Origin of the sequence: uncultured Stenotrophomonas sp., assembly GCF_945952405.1 — a bacterium.
Taxonomy (GTDB): domain Bacteria; phylum Pseudomonadota; class Gammaproteobacteria; order Xanthomonadales; family Xanthomonadaceae; genus Stenotrophomonas.
Genome location: NZ_CAMFIA010000031.1, coordinates 1 through 18,326, shown reverse-complemented (window position 1 = coordinate 18,326; position 18,326 = coordinate 1). Strand labels below are relative to the sequence as shown.

Below are 18,326 nucleotides of genomic sequence, written 5' to 3'. Positions count from 1 at the left end.
GACGCCGCCGGCGTCCCTTTGCTTTTGCGGCGGGCTGCTGAAAACGCTGCAGGGGCTGGTGACAGGGCGGTTTTGCCTGTATCATGCCCGGCTCGACCCACCCAGGACGGGTCGTACGCCGATCATGGCAGGACGGAAAGAGCGGCCCAGGCCGCCGCCAGATCAGTCAGAAACCAGGGTCATATCCCATCAAGGACATTGCAATGCCCAAGATCAAGACCAACCGGGCAGCGGCCAAGCGTTTCCGCAAGACCGCCTCGGGCAAGTACAAGTGCGGCCACGCCAACCGTAGCCACATCCTCACGAAGAAAGCGACCAAGCGTAAGCGTAATCTGCGTCAGACGGGCCATGTCCGTGCAGAAGACGCAGGCCGTCTGGACCGCATGCTCCCTTACCTCTGAGGAACTGAAAAATGGCACGAGTTAAGCGTGGCGTACAGGCGCGTCGCCGCCACAAGAAGATTCTGGATCTCGCCAAGGGCTATTACAACGCCCGTCGCAAGGTCTTCCGCGTCGCCAAGCAGGCGGTCATCAAGGCGCAGCAGTACGCCTACATCGGCCGTAAGCAGAAGAAGCGCAACTTCCGTTCGCTGTGGATCACCCGTATCAATGCGGCTGCCCGCATCAACGGCCTGAGCTACAGCCGCTTCATGAACGGTCTGCTGAAGGCCGGCATCACCCTGGATCGCAAGGTCCTGGCTGACATCGCCGTGCACGACGCAGCCGGCTTTGCCGCGCTGGCCGAAAAGGCCAAGGGCGCGCTGGCGGCATAAGTCCTTCCCGATGCCGTAACCGTTCACTCGGAACGGTGTCAGGTCAAGGCAATGCATGGGGAAGGGCGCAAGTCCTTCCCCATTCTTTTTTGGGTCCCGGCGTGGCCACAACGGCAGCGCGGGGACGGCGGTGGCGACAGGGGTCGGCCCTTCGCGCATCGCGATGGCAGATCGACTGGAGTTCCGGCCCCCCATGAGCGACATCCAATCCCTCACCACCCAGGCGCTGGCCGATGTGGCCGCCGCACAGAGCCCCGACGTGCTGGAACAGCTGCGCGTGGCCCTGCTTGGCAAGAGCGGCAGCATCACCTCGCAGCTCAAGCAGCTCGGCACCCTGCCGGCCGACGAGCGCAAGGCCGCCGGTGAAGCCATCAACCGGGCCCGCGACGCGCTGACCCGCGCGCTGGGCGAGCGCAAGGCGGTGCTGGAAGAGGCTGCACTGGATGCGCGCCTGGCCGCCGAAGCCATCGACATCACCCTGCCGGGCCGCAGCGCCGAGCGCGCCGGCCTGCATCCGATCACCCGCACCCTGGAGCGCATCACCGGCATCTTCGGCCGGCTGGGCTACGAACTGTCGGAAGGGCCGGAGATCGAGGATGACTGGCACAACTTCGAGGCGCTGAACTTCCCGCCGCACCACCCGGCGCGCGCCATGCACGACACCTTCTACTTCGGCGATGGCCGCCTGCTGCGCACCCACACCTCCGGCGTGCAGGTGCGTTACATGGGCGACCACGCGCCGCCGCTGCGCATGATCGCTGCCGGCAAGGTCTACCGCAGTGACAGCGACCAGACCCATTCGCCGATGTTCCACCAGGTGGAAGGCCTGCTGGTGGACGAGCATTCGACCTTCGCCGACCTGAAGGGGACGCTGGCCGAGTTCGTGCGCGCCTTCTTCGAGCGTGATTTCGAGATGCGCTTCCGTCCCAGCTACTTCCCGTTCGTCGAACCCGGCGCGGAAGTGGACATCGCCTGGCAGCAGCCCGATGGCAGCACCCGCTGGCTGGAAGTGCTGGGCTGCGGCATGGTCCACCCGAACGTGCTGCGCAACGTCGGCATCGATCCGGAGCGCTACACCGGCTTTGCCTTCGGCATGGGCGTGGAGCGTTTCGCGATGCTGCGTTACGGCGTCAACGACCTGCGCGCGTTCTTCGAGAACGATGTGCGCTTCCTGAAGCAGTTCGCGTAAGCCGTAACCATGTAGAGCCGGGCCCGGCCCGGCTGCCTTTCTGGATGGACGCCTGCTGGCGCATGCGCTGGGCGACCACAAAAACCGCAACGGGAGGCAGGCCTCCCACCAGGGTGACACCATGAAATTCTCCGAAAACTGGCTGCGCAGCCACGTCCCGACCCGCGCTTCGCGCGATGAACTGAGCGCGGTGCTGACCGCCATCGGCCTGGAAGTGGAGGAGGTGACCGCGCTGGGCGAAGGCCTCGAGCACGTGGTCGTAGCGCGCATCGTCGAAGCCGTACGCCACCCGGAGGCGGACCGCCTACAGGTGTGCAGGGTCGATGCCGGGCAGGGCGAGCTGCTGCAGATCGTCTGCGGCGCGCCGAATGCGCGACCGGGCCTGGTCGCACCGCTGGCGATGGTCGGCGCGCAGATCGGCGAGCTGAAGATCAAGCCGGCCAAGCTGCGCGGCGTCGAGTCCAACGGCATGCTGTGCTCGGCCAAGGAGCTGGGCCTGGACAACGATGCCTCCGGCCTGCTGGAACTGCCCGATGATGCGCCGCTGGGCCAGGCCCTGGTGGACTATCTGGGCCTGCCGGATGCCAGCATCGAGATCAAGCTGACCCCGAACCGCGCCGACTGCTTCAGCCTGCGCGGCATCGCCTATGACGTCGCGGCCGCCACCCGCAGCGAAGTGCTGGCGTTTGCCGCAGCGCCGGTCGCGGCGGCGGGCAGCCGTGAACTGTCGATCCAGCTGGATGCCGGCGCCGAAGCGCCGCGTTACCTCGGTCGTGTCATCGAGGGCGTCAACGCGGCGGCCAAGACCCCGCTGTGGATGGCCGAGCGCCTGCGCCGCAGTGGTGTGCGCCCGGTCTCGCTGCTGGTCGACATCACCCAGTACGTGATGCTGGAACTGGGCCAGCCGATGCACGCCTATGACCTCGGTACCCTGCAGGGCAGCATCGCCGTGCGCCGTTCGCGCGCGGGCGAGAGCCTGAAGCTGCTGGACGGCCGTGACGCAGCGCTGGACGACAGCTTCCTGGTGGTCACCGACGCCGACCGTGCGGTCGGCCTGGCCGGCCTGATGGGCGGCTTCGACACCCGCGTTACCGATGCCACCAGTGCGGTGTTCCTGGAGGCCGCGCACTTCGCGCCGGCCGCGATCATGGGCCGTGGCCGCAAGCTGGGCCTGCACACCGATGCCGGCCATCGCTTCGAGCGTGGCGTCGACCCGGCACTGCCGCGCACCGCCATCGAGTATGCGACCCGCCTGGTGCTGGATCTGGCCGGGGGTACCCCGGCGCCGGTCACCGAGGCGGTGCGCGAAGCCGACCTGCCGCAGCCGGCATCGATCCTGTTGCGCCGCGCACGCATCACCCGCGTGCTGGGCATCACCATCGAAGACGCCGAAGTCGAGCGCATCCTGCGCGCGCTGGGCATGGAGGTGGCTGCGACTGCGAATGGCTGGCAGGTGGCCGCGCCGAGCCGTCGCTTCGACATCGCCATCGAAGAAGACCTGATCGAAGAACTGGCCCGCATCCACGGGTACGAGCAGATTCCGACCACGCTGCCGGGCGGTGCCTCGCGCGTGGCGATGCCGAGCGAGACCCAGCTGGACGCGCTGAGCGTGCGTCGCCAGCTGATCGCCCGCGACCAGCAGGAAACCGTCAATTTCGCCTTCGTCGATGATGCACTGCTGAGCCAGTGGCAGCTGCGCGACGGCCTGGTGCCGCTGGCCAACCCGCTGTCGGCCGAACTGGCGGTGATGCGCCCGTCGCTGCTGCCGGGCCTGGTCGCCACCCTGGGCCGCAATGCCGCCCGCCAGCTGGGCCGCGTGCGCCTGTTCGAGATCGGCCGGGTGTTCGCCCAGCAGGCCGGCGAGGCCTCGCCGGACGCCGGCCGGCCGGCGCCGCTGGAAACCCCGCGCGTGGCTGCCGCCGTCTGCGGCGATGCGCAGGCGGTGCAGTGGGGCCTGCCGACCCGCAAGGTGGATTTCCATGACCTGAAGGGCGACCTGGAATCGCTGGCTGCCGCCAGTGGCGCGCAGCTGGAGTTCCGTCCGTCGGCGCGTGCCTATGGCCACCCGGCGCGTTCGGCCGAGGTGTTGCGCGATGGTGTGGTGATCGGCTGGATCGGCCAGATCCACCCGCGGCTGGCCAAGGCGATGGACATCGAAGCCGATGTCTATGCCTTCGAGCTGGACCTGGAGCCGCTGAGCGCCCGCCGCCTGCCGCGTGCCGGCGAGCTGTCGCGGTTCCCGGCGGTGCGCCGCGACCTGGCCGTGCTGGTGCCTGAACAGGTGGCCTGGAGCGATCTGGCTGCCACCGTCCGGCAGGCCGCCGGCCCGTTGCTGCGCGACCTGAACCTGTTCGACCGTTACGTCGGCCAGGGCGTCGAGCCGGGATTCAAGAGTCTCGCTATGGGCTTGATTTTGCAGGACAAGTCGCGCACTCTGACGGACCGCGACGTGGATGCGGTGGTGGCCGAGGCGGTCACTGCCATCGAGCGTGAACACCACGCCCGGATCCGCGGCTGAGCGGGCAGCACTCGGGGGTAGCAGGCAATGGCATTGACCAAGGCGGAGATGGCGGAAAAGCTGTTCGACGAAGTCGGTCTGAACAAGCGGGAAGCCAAGGAATTCGTCGACGCGTTTTTCGATGTGCTGCGTGAAGCATTGGAACAGGGACGTCAGGTGAAGCTGTCGGGCTTCGGCAATTTCGACCTGCGGCGCAAGAACCAGCGCCCGGGTCGCAATCCCAAGACCGGCGAGGAAATTCCGATTTCCGCCCGTACGGTGGTCACCTTCCGTCCGGGCCAGAAGCTCAAGGAGAGGGTGGAAGCTTATGCTGGATCCGGGCAGTAACCGCGAACTACCGCCGATCCCGGCCAAGCGCTACTTCACCATCGGTGAAGTCAGCGAGCTGTGCGACGTCAAGCCGCACGTGCTGCGCTACTGGGAAACCGAGTTTCCCAGCCTTGAGCCGGCCAAGCGCCGAGGCAACCGCCGCTACTACCAGCGCCACGACGTGCTGATGGTGCGGCAGATCCGCAGCCTGCTGTACGAACAGGGCTACACCATCGGTGGTGCACGCCTGCGTCTGGACGGTCCCGATGCCCGCGAGGAATCGGCACTGAGCAACCAGATCATCAAGCAGGTGCGCATGGAGCTGGAAGAAGTGCTGCAGTTGCTGCGCCGCTGATCCCATTTCCTTCGTAATCCGCTATACTTCACGGCCCGCCGCACTGGCGGGCACATCGCAGCATCAGTCGGGGCGTAGCGCAGCCTGGTAGCGCATCTGCCTGGGGGGCAGAGGGTCGTCGGTTCGAATCCGGCCGTCCCGACCACTGTGATGGATCATGAAGCCCGCGCAGCGATGCGTGGGTTTTTTTGTGCGCGCGGCACGGGCTGATCAGGCATCCTCGAAGCGGTAGATCAGTTCCGGATCACCCTGGTCCAGGCCGTGGACGATGCCGCTGCCGATGAAGCCGTTGGCGGCGAGCAAGCGCTGCATGCCGGTGTTGGATGCATTGGTCGAAGTGAACAGCTTGCTGTCGCCGCGCTGGCTGACGGCATGGCGCAGCAGCGCGCCACCGATGCCCTGGCTGCGTCGCCCGCGCGCCACCATCAGCATTTCGATGAAGGCTTCGCCGAAGAAGTGGCGGTGGATGACCAGGTAGCCGAGTACAGCGCGCTCGTGTTCGGCGACCTGCATCTCGCCCTGCGCGATCCACTGGCCGATCCGCAGCGCGCGGCGCGGATCGTCTGCTGCGACGCTGTCGAGCGCGATCAGCGCCGCGGCATCGGCCGGCATCGCGCGACGTACCTGCAGGTCGGTTGAAGTCGGCATGGTCACGCTCCCGGCGATGGCAGCGGCCAGTCTATCGGCTTCGCCCGGGGGCTGCGCCGGCCCGCCGCAGCCAGCGCGTGGCCGGCATTCAATACACCCGGAACTCGGCGCGGCAGCCATCGCTGACCCAGATGCCACGCCGGTTCCAGCCCCAGTTGTGATCCTCGATGCAGGTCGTCACTGATTTCTGCTTGAGCAGGCGCACCTCATGGCGCACGCGGATGCGGCATTCCTTTTCCTTCTTCTCGTAGGACTCGCAGACCAGGCGTTCGCCATCGTCGTCACGGTCGCGCTCGCGCCCGCGGCCGGGTCTCGGCCAGTCGGCGTCTTCGCCGGCAACGAATTCGGCACGGCAGCCATCGGTGACCCAGAGCATGCGGCGGCTCTGGCCCCAGTTCCGGTTCTCCACGCAGCGGGTGACCGACAATTGCCTGGCCAGCCGCATCGGACGGTCGATGGCGCATTGCTCGGTCTTGTTGAACTGCGATTCGCAGCGCAGTGGCGGCACGCGCTCGGCGTCGTAATCCTGCGCGGCCACGGTGGTGGCGGCCAGCAGCAGGGCAAGGGCAGTACTGCCGATCGGCAGCAGCAGGCGATGGGTCATGGGAGCCTCGATGGGGAGCGGGCGGCAAGAATGACCCAGCGCAGGGGGCCTGGAACGGATCGTTGCGGCGGGGGCTCAGGGGCGATTTAGTAGTGCGCGCGGGCCCATGCAGAGGCTTACATCCCGTATCATCGCTGCACATCCGATCGCATCGGGTTACACCTTCTTACATGTCTTCCACGCCTGTCGGCGCAGCCTGTGGCTGCCGTCACTGGCGTGCGGGCGGCGTGTGGGGGACGATGCGCGGACCACGACGACCACAGGGGGTTGCGTTGATCAGCAGTATCGTCATTCATCGCTCGGTTGGCGCAGGCGCCACCGAGGTGCAGGTCCTGGACACCACGTTCAAGGGCAAGCGCATGTACATCGCCTGGGGCCTGCGCGGGCCGGAGCTGACCCGTGGTGCAGAGCCGCCCGCCACGGTTGCCGCGCGCGCCGCCCTGCAGGCCGTGGCCGGGCACGGCGAGGGACCGCGCAACCCGGAAGCGTTCATCGCCAACCAGTCGGGTGTGGCGATCACCGTGTATCGCCTGCTTACCGAGGCACGCTCCGGCGATGCCGTGTTCTTCCTGTGCGATTCGCAGGCGGTGGTCGATTGGCTGGTCACCGCGCTGGAAGTGCAGGACGCGGACTGACGCCGCGCCACGCGCGGCGATCGGTCAGGCCAGCGCGGCGTCCACCGCCGCCAGCGCATGCAGGGTGGTGGTATCGAACAGCGGCACCGCGCTGTCCTCCGGCCGTACCAGCAACATGATCTCGGTGCAGCCCAGGATGATCGCCTCGGCGCCACGCTCGACCAGGCGCGCGATCACCCCGGCATACACCTGGCGCGAGCGCTCGCTGACCACGCCGGCGATCAGCTCCTGGTAGATGATGTCGTGCACGCTGCGACGGTCGTCGGCATCGGGTACCAGCACGTCCAGGCCGAAGCGTTGCTGCAGCCGGCCGCGGTAGAACGCCTGCTCCATGGTGAAGGCGGTGCCGAGCAGGCCGACCCGGCGCGCACCTGCCTGCACGATCGCCGATGCGGTCGGGTCGGCGATATGCAGCAGCGGCAACGGGCAGGCCTGGTCGATGCGGTCGGCCAGCTTGTGCATGGTGTTGGTGCAGATCAGCAGCAGGTCGGCACCGCCGGCCTGCAGTCGCCGTGCACCGTCGATCATGTGCACGCCGAGTGCGTCCCAGTCGCCGTCGTGCTGCAGCTGCTTGATGCCGGCGAAGTCCACCGACCACAGCAGCAGCTGCGCCGAGTGGGCACCGCCCAGGCGCTGCCGGACCTCCTCGTTGATGAGCCGGTAGTACTGCGCCGAGCTCTCCCAGCTCATGCCGCCGATCAGGCCAAGGGTCTTCATGCGCCGCTCCATGCAGGGAGCCCTCATTGCAGCACAACCGGCATGCGCGTGCCGATCTGTAACCGTCACATCGGGGCGGCGTTGTATGTGCCGTGCCGGGTGCTGTCGTTCTATGCTGGTGCGGTCTTCTGAAGTGGATATCCGATATGGCCCTGCATACTTGGTGGTGGTTCCTCGCCACCGTATTCGTGCTGTGCGGCACGCCGGGGCCGAACATGCTGCACATCCTTGGCCGCAGTGTCGGGCTGGGTTTCCGTGGCAGCGTGCCGGCGATGGCCGGCTGCCTGTTGGCGATGCTGCTGGTGCTGGCGGCCTCCGCGGCGGGGCTGAGTGCGCTGCTGCATTCCTCGCCGATGCTGTTCGAAGTACTGCGCTACCTCGGCGTGGCCTATCTGGCCTGGCTGGGCCTGAAGGCGTGGCGTGACAGTTGCCGTCCCGCGCCACCGGTGACCGTGGATGCCGCGCTGCCGGCAGCGCAGGTCCTCAATGCCCGCACCGTGTTCCGTGGCGGCCTCTTGGTCGGCCTGAGCAATCCCAAGCTGCTGCTGTTCGCCGCCGCGTTCCTGCCGCAGTTCGTTGATCCATCGCGCAGCCAGGCCGTGCAGTACAGCGTGCTGGTGTCGACCTTCGCCGCCTGCGAGCTGTTCTGGTATGCGATGTATGCGGCGGGCGGGCATGGCCTGCGCCGCTGGCTGGCCAGGCCGTTCGCACGGCGTTGGTTCGAGCGCCTGGTGGGGAGCGTGTTCCTGGCGTTCGCGGTGGCGCTGCTGCGGTTCCGCCCGCGCTGATTCACGCCGCGCAAGCAGCCTGTTCACGACTGCGGCATCGGCCACCGCCTAGCCTGATCATCCAGTACGCAGTCCCCGCGGGGAAAGGTTTGACATGATCAAGTGGGCCATCATCTTCGCCATCATCGGCGTCATCGCCGGCGTGCTCGGCTTCGGCGGCATTGCCGGTGCCGCGGTCGGCATCGCCAAGTTCCTGTTCTGGGCCGGCATCATCATCGCCGTGGTGCTGTTCCTGCTGGGCATGACCGTAGCGAAGAAGGTCAGCTAGCGCGTGCCGCGCAGCAGCGCGCTCAGTGTGCGCTGCTGCGCGAGAACAGGTTGATCACCAGCACGCCGGCACAGATCAGGCCGATGCCGAGCAGGGCCGGCGTGTCCAGGCGCTGCTTGAACACCAGCAGCCCGATCAGCGAGATCAGCACGATGCCGACACCGGACCAGATGGCATAGGCGATGCCGGTCGGTATCGACTTCATGGTCACCGACAGCAGGTAGAAGCACAGCCCGTAGCCGAGCAGCGCGCCCAGCGTCGGCAGCAGCCGGCTCATGCCGTCGGACGCTTTCAGCAGCGACGTGGCGATCACTTCCAGCACGATGGCCGCGGCAAGGTAGAGGTAGGGATTCATCATCGGCTCCGGCTCATTGCGGGTCGCACAGCTTCAGCGCCTGCTCGGCCATCGCCAGCGCGTTGCTGCGCTCTTCCTCGTCCAGCGGCCGGCCATAGGCGGTGGCCCAGTAGCCGTCGGCAACGCAGCGCGCCGCATACAGGCGCGGATCGGACGCTTCATCCGGGAATTCGGCCAGCATGCGCCGCAGCCAGGCTCCCCACAGCGCAAGCAGCGCCGGCTCGAGCATGTTGCCCAGGGTCAGCCCGATGTCATTGGTCCGTTCCTGCTGCAGCAGGTGTTCGAAATTGGCGCGGACATAGGCGCGGCTGAAGCGGCCGTAAGGCGCGCTGCCTTCCATCAGGGCGCGAACCTGCATTTCGAACTCGGCGATGAGTGCGGCAATGGCCGCGTCGACCAGCGCCTGCTTGCTGGCAAAGTGATGGAACAGGGCGCCCTTGCTGACGCCGGCGGCGTGGGCGATGTCCTGCACCGTCAAGGCGGCCAGCCCCTGCTGGCCGATGACCGCGATGGTGGCCTGCAGCAGTGCCTGGCGCACGCTGTCGGGCGCCTTGCGGCGCGAGCGGGAAGGGGATGCGGACATGGAAGAAGTAAACCGACTGGACGGTACGATTGTAGCCCAGGCCGTCCCATTACCGTGGCTGCCGGCCGTGGCCGCCAGCGCGGATCAGCCGTCGATGCGTGCGAAGCGCGGCTGCGGGCCGTGCTCGCCGGGGACCTGTTCAACGAACATCGGGTAGGGACGTACCCAGAGGCCGCCTTCGCCATAGAGCGCGCGGTACAGCACCAGCGGTTCCAGCGTTTCACTGCTGCGGACGATGCCGATCACCTCGTACTCGCCTCCCTTGAAATGACGATAGCGCCCCGGGGCGAGGGTGGGCAGCGGACTCAGCTCAGCCATTGCGCGCGCCGCTCACTTGCGCGCCGGGCTGGCCGGCGTCGCGCAATAGGCCTCGATCGCTTCGGCGGTGTTGGCCAGGCCCTGTGCCTGCGCCAGCTCCCACGGTCTTTCGCAGCGCTGGCTGTGCTCGCACCATTGATAGCCGGCCGAACCGATGCAGCCGTGTGCATCGCGGTCACCACCGACCCGCGGCGTGGCGGGGGAAGCCGCGGCCACATCGGCGCGCGCCGCCGCCTGATGCTGGTTGGCGCAGGCGCACAGGGCCAGCAGGACGGGAATCAGAAGAAGCGCTTTCATCGGGCCAGCTCCGTGTCGAAAGCGACAGTCTCTGTCGCAATTACACTGGCAGCAAGCGCTCAGTGCACCGCAGCGCGGATCAGTTCCTCGATCAGCACCAGGTAACTGGCCACGAAGTAGAACTTGAGCAGCGTCAAGCGCTGCTGCGAGAAGAAGGTGCGCATGTGGAAGGGGCCCCTGTTGGTGAGGATAGTGTGAAGCTCTGCTGACTCCGTGACAAGGATCACGGAATGAACAGGCTAAACGGGCTCAGGGATGTGAGGGCAAGGGTGGCATTTTCGGACAAATCTGATGGGCCAACCCTGAGGTGATCGCTAGCCTCGAGGTGTATGGCCAGGTGGTCCGTCTGCCTGCCACCGCATCCCTTCATCCGCAGGAGTCCTTCATGATCATCACCGTCCAATGCATGGCCCGGCACTGGGCCGTGCTGGATCCCCAGGCGCGCGACACACTCTCCTTTGCCTCCGGTGCCGACGCGTTTGACGCGGCCGCCGCACTCGCCCTGGAGCATCATCGCCGCACCGGCCAGCGCAGCACGGTTCGGGTTGCTGCCTTCGGCAGTACGGTCGACGCGCTGCACGTGGGCGAATGACCCGGCGGCCGCGCCGCAGTCAGCCACGGTTGCGTTGTTTGAATGGGGAAAAACCGCCGGTGTCGCCCCCCCCTGTGCGGCGTGCCACGAATCCCGGATGCTTGCGCCATCGTATTCATCTGGAGACATCGATGGGCAAGGCACTCACCTGGCGCACCGTGGCCTGCACCCTGTTGCCCATGCTGGCGGCTGCGGGCGGCGCACAGGCGCAGAGCTATGGCTACGGGTATGACGATGATCGCTATGGCGGTCGCGAAGGCAGCGGCATCGTGCGCTGCGAATCGATCAAGAACCGCAGCAACGAGTGCCGTCTGGAAGGCCGTGCGCGGCTGATCCGCCAGCTGTCGGGCTCGCCCTGCGTGGAAGGCGAGACCTGGGGCCAGTCGCGGTACGGGGTCTGGGTGACCCAGGGCTGCCGCGCCGAATTCGTCGGCGAGTACCGCCGTGGCGGTGGCGGTGGCTGGGGCAATGGCGGCGGATGGGGCAACGGCAACGGTTGGGGCGGAGGTGAGGTGATCACCTGCCATTCCAATGGCCACCGCCAGGAATACTGCGACGCGCGCATCCGCCGCGGCGTGCGCCTGGTCCGCTAGGATTCGCGCAGCGCCTGCATCGAGGGCCAGAGCTGGGGTTGGGACCGTCGTGGCATCTGGGTCAGCGATGGCTGCCGTGCGCAGTTCCAGGTGAACTGACCGGCCCCTCGAAAATCAGAAAAATCTGATACAGCTCACATTTTGAACACCGTATCTTCTGCGATCAGGGGCGCCTCTGTGCGCTCCTGATCCGCCGCGACGTTACGTGCCGCAACTCGCACGTGTGTCCTGCCCTTGTCGATACGCTGTCTCAAGGAGTGAGCTGCATGTTGATCCGCCTGCAATGCGAACAGCGCCAATGGCGCGTGCTGCATCCGGACCGGCCGGAGCCGATCGATTTCCGCGACGGTGCCCGTGCCTTTGATTTCGCCGAAACCCTGGCGCGCCTGCATTTTGCTGATACCGGCCAGCGTGCCGCCGTGCGTGTGGAGGCCAGTGGCGCCTTCGTGGAGGCGGTCAGCTACGGCTGAGCGCGGCTGGATCCACCGCAGGCGTGAATGAATCCAGTAGATCCACGCCACGCGTGGATGCAGGGCCGCGGTAGATCCACGCCACGCGTGGATGCAGGGCCGCGGTAGATCCACGCCACGCGTGGATCCACCCTGCGACCACCAGCCTCAGCCCGCCGCGCTCAGCGGCGGCGTCGCTGCGGCCAGCTGCGGCCAGCGCTTCAGCACCGCGGCTCGGATGCCGGCCGCGTCGATGCCGGCTTCGGCCAGCAGATCCTCGCGGCTGGCGTGGTGCTGGTAGCTGTCGGGCAGGCCCAGGTGCAGGATCGGGCGCAGCACACCCTCGGCATTGAGCAGTTCACCGACACCCGAACCGGCGCCGCCGGCCACCACGTTGTCTTCGATCGTCACCAGCCCCTCATGCCCGGCGGCCACGGCCAGTACCAGCTCACGGTCCAGCGGCTTGATGAAGCGCATGTTGACCACGCTCAGCCCCAGTTCGCGGCCGACCTGTTCCGCCGCCGCCACGGTGCTGCCGAAGGCGAGCAGGGCGATGCGGCTGCCCTGCAGGCGCAGCTCGCCCTTGCCGATCGGCAGGGTGGACAGGTCGCTGCCGGCAGCGACCCCGGTGCCGGTGCCGCGCGGATAGCGCACCGCCGCCGGGCCCGGGTGCTGCAGGCCGGTGCTGAGCATCTGCCGGCATTCGGCTTCGTTGGAGGGCGCCATCACCACCAGGTTCGGCACGCAGCGCAGGAAGCTAAGGTCGAGGTTGCCGGCATGGGTGGCGCCGTCCGGGCCCACCACGCCGGCGCGGTCGATCGCGAACAGCACGTCCAGGTCCTGGATCGCCACGTCGTGCACCAGCTGGTCGTACGCGCGCTGCAGGAACGTGGAATAGATCGCCACCACCGGCTTGCCGCCCTGGGTCGCCATGCCGGCGGCGAGGGTGACCGCGTGCTGCTCGGCAATCGCCACGTCGAAATAGCGCTGGGGGTATTCCTTGCTGAAACGCACCAGGCCGGAGCCTTCGCGCATCGCCGGGGTGATGCCATACAGGCGCGGCTCGGCGGCGGCGGCATCGCACAGCCAGTCGCTGAACACATCGGTGTAGGTCGGCTTCTTGGCGCCGCCCTTGGCCACCAGTCCCTTGACCGGATCGAACGGGCCGACGGCGTGGTAACCGATCTGGTCGCCCTCGGCCGGCTCATAGCCCTTGCCCTTGGTGGTCATCACGTGCAGCAGCTTCGGCCCCTTGGAGGCGCGCAGCGTCTTCAGCGTGGAGAGCAGGGCGGGCATGTCGTGGCCGTCGATCGGGCCGGTGTAGTGGAAACCCATTTCCTCGAACATCGTGGACGGCACGAACATGCCCTTCCAGTGTTCTTCCCAGCGCTTCACGAAGCGCGCGGGGTTGTTCTTCTTGTCGCCGAGGATCTTCTTGCCGCCTTCGCGCAGCGCATTGAGCGTGCGGCTGCCGGTGGCGCGACCGAGCATCTTGGTCAGGCCGCCAACCGCCTCGGAGATCGACATGTTGTTGTCGTTGAGGATCACCAGCAGGTTCGGCTCGGGCTCCATGCCGCCGGCGTGCATCAGCGCCTCGAAGGCCATGCCGGCGGTCATCGCGCCGTCACCGATCACGGCCACCACCTTGCGCTCGTCACCTTCGGCCTGGCGGGCAATGGCCATGCCAAGCGCGGCCGAGATCGAGGTCGAAGAATGGCCGACGCCGAAGGTGTCGTATTCGCTTTCCTCGCGCTTCGGGAACGGCGCGACGCCGTCCTTCTGCTTGACGGTATGGATCTCGTCACGGCGACCGGTGAGGATCTTGTGCGGATAGGTCTGGTGGCCGACATCCCAGACCAGCTGGTCGTGGGGTGTCTGGTACAGGTAGTGCAGGGCCACGGTGAGTTCGATCACGCCCAGGCCGGCAGCGAAGTGACCGCCGCTCTTGCCCACCGACTCGATGAGGTAGGCGCGCAGCTCGTCGGCGACCGCCCTCAATTCGGATTCGTCGAACGTGCGCAGGTCATCCGGTGTCTGGATGCGCGCGAGGCGGGGATAGCGGGCAGAGTCGATCATCATGTTCGCACTTTTTCTGAACGCCCATTTTCGCCCTCAAACGGGGGTGGGGCAAGCAAACGCCGCCGCCCGTGACAGGACGGTGAGGGTTGCATTTTCTGTCGTTCAGGTGCTCAGTTTCGAACGCTTCGGCAATTGCGCCTTCAGGAAGGCCATCTGGTCGGCCAGGATGTTGCGGTTGGACAGGATCAGGTGCTCGATCCAGCTGGGCCGGTAGGGCACCGCCAACAGTGGCATTCCGGCCTGTTGCGGGGTGCGGTCGCTCTTGCGCGAGTTGCAGTGGAAGCAGGCGGTGACCACGTTTTCCCAACAGTCCAGGCCGCCCTTGGACAGCGGCATGACGTGGTCGCGGGTGAGCGTGGGGCGGTTGAACTGCTGGCCGCAGTACATGCACAGGTGGGCGTCGCGGGCGAACAGGGCCGGATTGGTCAGGTTCGGCGTGGGATCGATGGCGCGGGAGCGGGCGTGGCCGCGCGCGGCGATGATCGGATGCAGGTCCAGCCCGCTCTGCAGGCCGCTGAAGCGGTTGGTGCCGCCATGGATGTGCAGGCAGGGATCGCCGAGCGTCCAGGCCACGGCTTCACGGGCGTAGAGGCAGGCCGCATCCTGCCAGGTGATCCAGTCCAGTACGCGTCCGTGGGCATCGAGCGAGAGCAGCCGGACCGAACCGGGGCGATGCAGCGTCGTGGCGTTGGGCGATGCTTCGGCGCCCGGAGCAGAAATCGGAGCTCCGGCTTCGATCAGACCCAAGCGTGTAGTGTCTGTCTCCATCGGGAGAACAGCTTATACCTGAATGTTGACGATTTGTGTATCGCCTGTCGGCGATACGCAAATCGCAACGATTCAGGTCCGCGCATACCTCCTGATCCCCGCGCCTGTTGCCCGGTCGGGGGCGGATCCCTTGCCGCAGGACAGGGATCCGACTCCTCATCCACGCATGGCGTGGATCTACTGCAGATCGCGGGGGCCGGGCGTCGCCCGGCTCAGGCGCCGAAGCGCTCGTCGTCCATCGCCATCAGCGGGGCGGCGCCGGCCTGGATCGCGGCGGCGTGGCTGAGCGTGCGCGGCAGCACCCGGGCAAAGTAGAACCGTGCGGTTTCGCGCTTGCCCTGGGCGAAGGCAGCGCCATGCGCGCTGGCATCGGCGGCGGCAACGCTGCGGGCCCACCAGTAGGCCAGCACCACATAGCCCGAATAGAACAGGTAGTCGTAGCTGGCCGCACCGAGTTCGTCCGGGTTGCCGGCCGCGCGCTGCAGTACCTCCAGGGTCAGCTTGCCCCACTCGGCGGCCTTGGCGCGCAGCGGGCCGATGAACTCGGCCAGCGCTTCGTTGTCTTCGTTCGCCTTTGCGAAAGCCTCGATCTCGGCCAGCATCAGCTTCAGGCCGGCGCCCTGGCTGGATGCGGTCTTGCGGCCGATCAGGTCCAGTGCCTGGATGCCGGTGGTGCCTTCATACAGGGTGGTGATGCGGGCATCGCGGGCCAGCTGCTCCATGCCGTGCTCGCGGATGTAGCCGTGGCCACCGAAGCACTGCAGGGCGTTGTAGGTGTTCTCGATGCCCCATTCGGTCTGGCAGGCCTTGGAGATCGGGGTCAGGAAGCTCACCAGGGTGTCGGCGCGTTCGCGCTCGGCGGCGTCTTCGGCGTGGTGGGCGACATCGATCAGGGTGGCAGCGTGCAGGGCCAGCAGGCGGCTGCCCTCGACCAGCGACTTCACCGTCAGCAGCATGCGGCGCACGTCGGGGTGGACCAGGATCGGGTCGGCCGGCTTGTCCGGGAACTTCGCACCGCTCAGGGCGCGCGACTGCAGGCGCTCACGGCTGTACTTGAGGGCGTTCTGGTAAGCACGCTCGGACAGGCCGATACCCTGCAGGCCGACCCCCAGGCGTGCGGTGTTCATCATGGTGAACATCGCCTGCAGGCCCTTGTGCGGTTGCCCGACCAGGTAGCCCTGCGCGCCATCGAAGTTCATCACGCAGGTGACCGAGCCCTTGATGCCCATCTTGTGCTCGATCGAGCCGCAGCGCAGCGCGTTGCGCTCGCCGACCTTGCCTTCGCGGTCGACCTTGAACTTCGGGGTGACGAACAGCGAAATGCCCTTGGCGCCCGCAGGCGCGTCCGGCAGCTTGGCCAGCACCAGGTGCACGATGTTGCCGGTCAGGTCGTGCTCGCCGGCGGTGATGAAGATCTTGGTGCCGGTGATCGAATAGCTGCCGTCGGCGTTCGGTTCGGCCTTGGTCTTGAGCAGGCCCAGGTCGGTGCCGCAGTGCGGTTCGGTCAGGCACATGGTGCCGGTCCAGCGGCCTTCGATCAGCGGCTTCAGGAAGGCCTCGTGCTGCCAGGCTTCGCCATGCTGCTTCAGGGCTTCGATGGCGCCGTGCGAGAGCAGTGGGAAGTTGCCCCAGGCCAGGTTGGCGGCGTTGATCATTTCATTCAGCGGCACGCCCAGGGTGTGCGGCAGGCCTTGGCCACCCAGTTCCGGCGAGGCGGTCAGGCCGGTCCAGCCGCCATCGACGAACTGGTCATAGGCCTGCTTGAAGCCGGGCGGGGTGGTCACTTCACCGCTGGCCTGGTCGAGCACGCAGCCGATCTCGTCGCCGACGCTGTTGAGCGGGGCCAGCACGCTGGCGCTGAAACGCCCGGCTTCTTCCAGCACGGCATCGACCACGTCGGCGGTGGCGTCGGTGAAGCCCAGGCGGGCGAACAGGGGCTCGACCTTGAGCACGTCGTGCAGGGCGAAACGAAGGTCGGAAAGCGGGGCGGTGTAGCTGCTCATCGGTACGTCTCGAGTTGATCAGGGCAGGGGGTGCGGCGCCTGGCGCCGCGGCGGGAAACGGAACTCAGCGCAGCACGCCGGGCAGGCCGGGGGCCTGGTTGAGCGTGCTGCGGCTGCTGATGTCGAAGCTGCGCTGCTTCTTTTCCTGCGGCGTGGCCGACACCGAGCCCTTCAGGGCATAGGCCAGGGTGCGGTTGCTGGCCAAGGCATCGGCCACCACCAGGCGTGCGGCCGAGCTGGGGACCAGCTCGACCGTGATGACGTCGGCGGAGGTGCCGCCGATGGAGATGCCGGGCCGGGTCTGCAGGGTGCCGGCTTCGCTGTCGCCGACGGTCAGCGCCAGCGAGACGTCATCGAAGGTCATCGGCATCGAACTGTAGTTCTGCAGGCGCAGCGCCACGCTCCAGTTGCCGTCGGCGCGCACGGTCAGCTGCTGCAGGCTGGCCGCCGGTTCCGAAACACGCTTGACGATGCCGTTGCCGCAGGCGGCAAGGGCGAGGGTGCACAGAACGATCAAGGCGAAACGGAAGCGGTGGAGCATGGGCGCAAGTCCTCTGAAGGGGGTGCGTTGGAATAAGCATACTACGGCGTATGGTCGTTTGGATCGCCCGCGGCGACCCGTCGCAGAGGGTAGCGCGTGAAGATGGCGGCGGGGCGTGCGTGGCGCCGGAGCGGCCGCGCGCGGTGCGCGGGTTGTGCGGCGGTTCAATCGGCCGGCGTATCGCGCAGCGGTGCCATCACGCGCAGCGGGGCGAGGTCGTAGCCCATCGCCTCGGCCTTGGCTTTCAACTGTTCGAAGCGGGCGCGATCCATTTCCGGCAGCCGCGAGAGGATCCACAGGTACTTCCGGCCGGGTTCGCCGACCAGGGCCCACTGGTAGTCCGGGTCCAGCGCCAGCACCCAGTAGTCGGCCCAGACCAGCGGTACCCAGCTCAGCCAGTCCGGCACGAAGCGCACCTGCAGCTGGCCCGGGTGGCCGCTGACCGGCCGCGCCACGCCTTCGGCGACCACGCGTTCGCCGTCGCCGTTACGGCAGGCATTGGTGACGCTGATGCGGCCGTCGCGGCGCAGCCCGTAGTTGGCAGTGATCTCGCCCACGCATTGCTTCTGGAACGACACTGGCAGATGCGCGATCTCATGCCATTGGCCGGCATAGCGATCGATGTCCAGGGTGTCGACCGCGCGCACCGGCTCGGCGGCGATCGCCGCGGAGGTGGCCAGCAGCAGGCAGGCGAGCAGGGCGGGGCGCAGGTACATCGGCAGGCTCCAGGCAGGAATCCGCAGCGTAGGTGCGCTGGCCCGGGCCGGTGTAAATGTTTCGTCAATCGCTGGGCCTCTGCCAGCGGTGGATCCAGGCCTGGCGTGGATGCGGCATTGCGGGCAAAAAAAAAGACCTGCATGTCTGCAGGTCTCTTGAAGATGGTGGCCGAAGACGGAATCGAACCGCCGACACGGGGATTTTCAATCCCCTGCTCTACCAACTGAG

At 67.2% G+C, this 18,326-nt stretch carries 23 protein-coding genes, 1 tRNA gene and 1 pseudogene; 13 read left to right on the top strand and 12 right to left on the bottom strand.

Annotated features, from left to right (window positions below; all coding sequences use genetic code 11):
- Positions 1-203 precede the first annotated feature (203 nt).
- The 7 genes from rpmI (at position 204) to Q0P60_RS19695 (ending at position 5,288) form a co-directional block, all read left to right on the top strand.
- The gene (gene rpmI, locus Q0P60_RS19725) at positions 204-401 is read left to right on the top strand and encodes a 50S ribosomal protein L35 (RefSeq protein ID WP_005410436.1); all 198 of its coding nucleotides are present in this window, start codon (positions 204-206) and stop codon (positions 399-401) included.
- 11 nt (positions 402-412) lie between these two features.
- Positions 413-772, top strand: a complete 360-nt coding sequence (rplT, locus tag Q0P60_RS19720; RefSeq protein WP_005410435.1) for a 50S ribosomal protein L20 — start codon at positions 413-415, stop codon at positions 770-772.
- Between the two features lie 193 nt (positions 773-965).
- Complete coding sequence (gene pheS, locus Q0P60_RS19715) at positions 966-1,961, top strand: phenylalanine--tRNA ligase subunit alpha (protein ID WP_294997310.1); 996 nt, start codon at positions 966-968, stop codon at positions 1,959-1,961.
- A gap of 121 nt (positions 1,962-2,082) precedes the next feature.
- A complete protein-coding gene (gene pheT / locus Q0P60_RS19710) occupies positions 2,083-4,479 on the top strand; it encodes a phenylalanine--tRNA ligase subunit beta (protein ID WP_294997309.1) in 2,397 nt (798 codons plus the stop codon).
- A 27-nt stretch (positions 4,480-4,506) separates the two neighbouring features.
- The gene (locus Q0P60_RS19705) at positions 4,507-4,806 is read left to right on the top strand and encodes an integration host factor subunit alpha (RefSeq protein WP_005410432.1); all 300 of its coding nucleotides are present in this window, start codon (positions 4,507-4,509) and stop codon (positions 4,804-4,806) included.
- Positions 4,787-5,143, top strand: coding sequence for a MerR family transcriptional regulator (locus Q0P60_RS19700; protein ID WP_005410431.1), 357 nt, complete (start codon positions 4,787-4,789; stop codon positions 5,141-5,143). The genes Q0P60_RS19705 and Q0P60_RS19700 overlap by 20 nt, the downstream gene beginning before the upstream one ends.
- Before the next feature lie 68 nt (positions 5,144-5,211).
- Positions 5,212-5,288 (top strand) — tRNA-Pro (locus Q0P60_RS19695).
- Positions 5,289-5,353: 65 nt separating this feature from the next.
- Here Q0P60_RS19695 and Q0P60_RS19690 read toward each other — a convergent pair.
- Both Q0P60_RS19690 and Q0P60_RS19685 read right to left on the bottom strand, forming a co-directional pair.
- Positions 5,354-5,791 (bottom strand): GNAT family N-acetyltransferase, encoded by a 438-nt coding sequence (locus Q0P60_RS19690; RefSeq protein ID WP_294997308.1) that lies wholly within the window; start codon positions 5,789-5,791, stop codon positions 5,354-5,356.
- Positions 5,792-5,879: 88 nt separating this feature from the next.
- The gene (locus Q0P60_RS19685) at positions 5,880-6,395 is read right to left on the bottom strand and encodes a DUF3011 domain-containing protein (RefSeq protein WP_294997307.1); all 516 of its coding nucleotides are present in this window, start codon (positions 6,393-6,395) and stop codon (positions 5,880-5,882) included.
- A gap of 239 nt (positions 6,396-6,634) precedes the next feature.
- On the opposite strand from Q0P60_RS19685, the gene Q0P60_RS19680 reads away from it, so the two are divergent.
- Positions 6,635-7,030: a hypothetical protein gene (locus Q0P60_RS19680; protein ID WP_345780349.1), complete on the top strand. Its 396-nt coding sequence runs from the start codon at positions 6,635-6,637 to the stop codon at positions 7,028-7,030.
- Between the two features lie 24 nt (positions 7,031-7,054).
- Here Q0P60_RS19680 and Q0P60_RS19675 read toward each other — a convergent pair whose 3' ends face one another.
- Positions 7,055-7,747 carry an aspartate/glutamate racemase family protein gene (locus tag Q0P60_RS19675; protein ID WP_294997305.1) on the bottom strand — a complete coding sequence of 231 codons (693 nt, stop codon included), beginning with the start codon at positions 7,745-7,747 and terminating at the stop codon, positions 7,055-7,057.
- 146 nt (positions 7,748-7,893) lie between these two features.
- Here Q0P60_RS19675 and Q0P60_RS19670 point away from each other — a divergent pair, with 146 nt between their 5' ends.
- Positions 7,894-8,535 (top strand): LysE family translocator, encoded by a 642-nt coding sequence (locus Q0P60_RS19670; protein ID WP_294997304.1) that lies wholly within the window; start codon positions 7,894-7,896, stop codon positions 8,533-8,535.
- Between the two features lie 94 nt (positions 8,536-8,629).
- Complete coding sequence (locus Q0P60_RS19665) at positions 8,630-8,803, top strand: DUF1328 domain-containing protein (protein WP_006380555.1); 174 nt, start codon at positions 8,630-8,632, stop codon at positions 8,801-8,803.
- 22 nt (positions 8,804-8,825) lie between these two features.
- Here the strand turns inward: Q0P60_RS19665 and Q0P60_RS19660 are convergent, their stop codons facing one another.
- From Q0P60_RS19660 to Q0P60_RS19645, 4 genes are all read right to left on the bottom strand, one after another.
- A complete protein-coding gene (locus Q0P60_RS19660) occupies positions 8,826-9,158 on the bottom strand; it encodes an SMR family transporter (RefSeq protein WP_294997303.1) in 333 nt (110 codons plus the stop codon).
- A 13-nt stretch (positions 9,159-9,171) separates the two neighbouring features.
- Positions 9,172-9,741, bottom strand: a complete 570-nt coding sequence (locus Q0P60_RS19655) for a TetR/AcrR family transcriptional regulator (RefSeq protein ID WP_294997302.1) — start codon at positions 9,739-9,741, stop codon at positions 9,172-9,174.
- A gap of 84 nt (positions 9,742-9,825) precedes the next feature.
- On the bottom strand, positions 9,826-10,059 hold the full coding sequence (locus tag Q0P60_RS19650) for a DUF1653 domain-containing protein (RefSeq protein ID WP_294997301.1): 234 nt from the start codon (positions 10,057-10,059) through the stop codon (positions 9,826-9,828).
- Positions 10,060-10,071: 12 nt separating this feature from the next.
- A complete protein-coding gene (locus Q0P60_RS19645) occupies positions 10,072-10,356 on the bottom strand; it encodes a hypothetical protein (protein ID WP_294997299.1) in 285 nt (94 codons plus the stop codon).
- 385 nt (positions 10,357-10,741) lie between these two features.
- Between Q0P60_RS19645 and Q0P60_RS19640 the strand changes: the two genes are divergently transcribed.
- The 3 genes and pseudogenes from Q0P60_RS19640 (at position 10,742) to Q0P60_RS19630 (ending at position 12,011) form a co-directional block, all read left to right on the top strand.
- A complete protein-coding gene (locus tag Q0P60_RS19640; protein WP_294997298.1) occupies positions 10,742-10,948 on the top strand; it encodes a hypothetical protein in 207 nt (68 codons plus the stop codon).
- A gap of 131 nt (positions 10,949-11,079) precedes the next feature.
- Positions 11,080-11,640 (top strand): annotated as a pseudogene (locus Q0P60_RS19635) (DUF3011 domain-containing protein).
- A gap of 167 nt (positions 11,641-11,807) precedes the next feature.
- Positions 11,808-12,011 carry a hypothetical protein gene (locus Q0P60_RS19630; RefSeq protein ID WP_294997296.1) on the top strand — a complete coding sequence of 68 codons (204 nt, stop codon included), beginning with the start codon at positions 11,808-11,810 and terminating at the stop codon, positions 12,009-12,011.
- 147 nt (positions 12,012-12,158) lie between these two features.
- Here the strand turns inward: Q0P60_RS19630 and dxs are convergent, their stop codons facing one another.
- The 5 genes from dxs to Q0P60_RS19605 form a co-directional block, all read right to left on the bottom strand.
- On the bottom strand, positions 12,159-14,066 hold the full coding sequence (dxs, locus tag Q0P60_RS19625) for a 1-deoxy-D-xylulose-5-phosphate synthase (RefSeq protein WP_294997322.1): 1,908 nt from the start codon (positions 14,064-14,066) through the stop codon (positions 12,159-12,161).
- A 105-nt stretch (positions 14,067-14,171) separates the two neighbouring features.
- Positions 14,172-14,837 (bottom strand): HNH endonuclease, encoded by a 666-nt coding sequence (locus Q0P60_RS19620; RefSeq protein ID WP_249843423.1) that lies wholly within the window; start codon positions 14,835-14,837, stop codon positions 14,172-14,174.
- Between the two features lie 212 nt (positions 14,838-15,049).
- Positions 15,050-16,840 (bottom strand): acyl-CoA dehydrogenase C-terminal domain-containing protein, encoded by a 1,791-nt coding sequence (locus Q0P60_RS19615; protein ID WP_294997293.1) that lies wholly within the window; start codon positions 16,838-16,840, stop codon positions 15,050-15,052.
- 64 nt (positions 16,841-16,904) lie between these two features.
- The gene (locus Q0P60_RS19610) at positions 16,905-17,381 is read right to left on the bottom strand and encodes an LEA type 2 family protein (RefSeq protein ID WP_294997291.1); all 477 of its coding nucleotides are present in this window, start codon (positions 17,379-17,381) and stop codon (positions 16,905-16,907) included.
- A 164-nt stretch (positions 17,382-17,545) separates the two neighbouring features.
- Complete coding sequence (locus Q0P60_RS19605; protein ID WP_294997289.1) at positions 17,546-18,097, bottom strand: lipocalin family protein; 552 nt, start codon at positions 18,095-18,097, stop codon at positions 17,546-17,548.
- Positions 18,098-18,326 lie beyond the last annotated feature (229 nt).